Genomic DNA, 999 nt, shown 5'->3' with positions numbered 1-999 from the left:
GAAGGTGATCAGGAAGCCGGTGGCCCAGAGCATCGGTGTCTCGAAGGACAACGAGCCCTTCCACATCGTTCCGATCCAGTTGAAGAACTTCACGCCTGTCGGTACGGCGATGAGGAACGTCATGAAGGAGAAGAACGGCAGCAGCACGCCGCCGGTGACGTACATGTGGTGCGCCCACACCGTCACGGACAGACCGGCGATCGAGATCGTCGCGGCCACCAGGCCCATGTAGCCGAACATCGGCTTACGGGAGAAGACCGGGATCACTTCGGAGATGATGCCGAAGAACGGTAGGGCGATGATGTACACCTCTGGATGGCCGAAGAACCAGAAGAGGTGTTGCCATAGCAAGGCCCCGCCGTTCGCGGAGTCGAAGACATGGGCACCGAACTTCCGGTCCGCCTCCAGGGCGAACAGCGCGGCCGCGAGGACCGGGAAGGCCAGCAGGACCAGCACCGCGGTCAGCAGCACGTTCCACACGAAGATCGGCATGCGGAACATGGTCATGCCGGGTGCGCGCATGCAGATGATCGTGGTGATGAAGTTGACCGAGCCGAGGATGGTGCCGAAGCCGGAGAAGGCCAGACCCATGATCCACAGGTCGGCGCCGATGCCGGGGCTGCGGACCGCGTCGGACAGCGGGCTGTAGGCGAACCAGCCGAAGTCGGCCGCGCCCTGCGGGGTGAGGAAGCCACCGACCGCGATGAGCGAGCCGAACAGGTACAGCCAGTAGGCGAACATGTTCAGCCGGGGGAAGGCCACGTCCGGCGCACCGATCTGCAGCGGCATGATCCAGTTCGCGAAGCCGGCGAACAGCGGCGTCGCGAACATCAGCAGCATGATCGTGCCGTGCATCGTGAACGCCTGGTTGAACTGCTCGTTCGACATGATCTGCAGACCGGGGCGGGCCAGCTCGGCGCGCATGAACAGCGCCAGCAGACCACCGATGCAGAAGAACGCGAACGACGTGACCAGATACAGCGTTCCGATCGTCTTGTG

General features: G+C 63.5%; 1 protein-coding gene. It reads right to left on the bottom strand.

Annotated features, from left to right (window positions below; genetic code table 11):
• The coding region (locus TN53_RS40905) for a cbb3-type cytochrome c oxidase subunit I (protein ID WP_199924742.1) at positions 1-999 on the bottom strand (999 nt) is incomplete at both ends.

This window comes from Streptomyces sp. WM6386 (assembly GCF_000972385.1).
Taxonomy (GTDB): domain Bacteria; phylum Actinomycetota; class Actinomycetes; order Streptomycetales; family Streptomycetaceae; genus Streptomyces.
This window is presented reverse-complemented; position numbering and strand designations above follow the sequence as displayed.